The organism is Curtobacterium sp. B18 (assembly GCF_000333375.1).
In the GTDB taxonomy this organism is placed as follows: Bacteria; Actinomycetota; Actinomycetes; order Actinomycetales; family Microbacteriaceae; genus Curtobacterium.
Map to the genome: position 1 here is coordinate 1 of NZ_BACZ01000219.1, position 909 is coordinate 909.

Annotated in this window: 1 protein-coding gene; it reads left to right on the forward strand. The window is 72.7% G+C overall.

What is annotated here, in order from left to right; translation table 11 throughout:
• Nucleotides 1–766, forward strand: a 766-nt coding sequence (locus I5E_RS05935) for a flavin monoamine oxidase family protein (RefSeq protein WP_022906184.1), incomplete at its 5' end; no start/stop codon positions are given.
• Between the last annotated feature and the right edge of the window lie 143 nt (nucleotides 767–909).

Sequence of the window (909 nt, forward strand, 5' to 3'; positions counted from 1 at the left end):
GGCTCACGTCCGGCTCGGACACGTCGTCGCGCGGGTCGATCACGGCGACGACGGCGTCGTCGTGACGAGCAGCCGGGGCACCGTCCACGCCGACGTCGTCGTGGTGACGGTCCCGGTCGGGGTGCTGCAGGCCGGTGACCTGGTGCTCGAGCCGCCGCTGCCCGGACGCCACCGCGAAGCACTCGGACGACTGCGGATGAACGCCTTCGAGAAGGTCGTCCTGCGGTTCCCGGAGCGGTTCTGGGACGAGGACGTCTACGCGATCCGGCAGCTCGGACCGGCCGGGCACCGGTGGCACTCCTGGTACGACCTGACGCGGCTCGACGGCGTCCCGACGCTGCTCACCTTCGCCGCCGGGCCCGCCGCGAGGGCGATCCGCGGCTGGAGCACGGAGCAGGTCGCGGACTCGGTGCTCGAGCAGCTCCGCCGACTGTACGGCGATGCCGTGGGAACCCCGACCTCGGTGCTCGTCACGGCGTGGCAGGACGACCCGTTCGCCCGGGGCTCGTACGCGCACATGCTGCCGGGGTCGACGACGGACGACCACGATGACCTCGCGACACCGATCGCGGGGCGCGTGCACCTGGCGGGCGAGGCGATCGAGGCGCAGACGACCAGACCGAGGACGACGAGCATGCCGAGTCGCGCGCGTCGTTCGGTGCCACGCGGCGGGACCTGCCCCGACCAGCTGGCGCCGCGACCGGGCGCCGAACGCCGCCGGAGCAGCCAGAGCGTCAGGGCGATGAGCGCCGGCCAGACGAGGTAGAACTGCTCCTCGACCGCCAGCGACCAGGTGTGCAGGAACGGCGAGACGGCGGCGTGTGCCCCGAAGTAGTCGGTGCCCTCGTGGACGAACCACCAGTTGGACATCGAGACCGAGGCAGCGGCGAGGGGCTCCAGGACCGACCG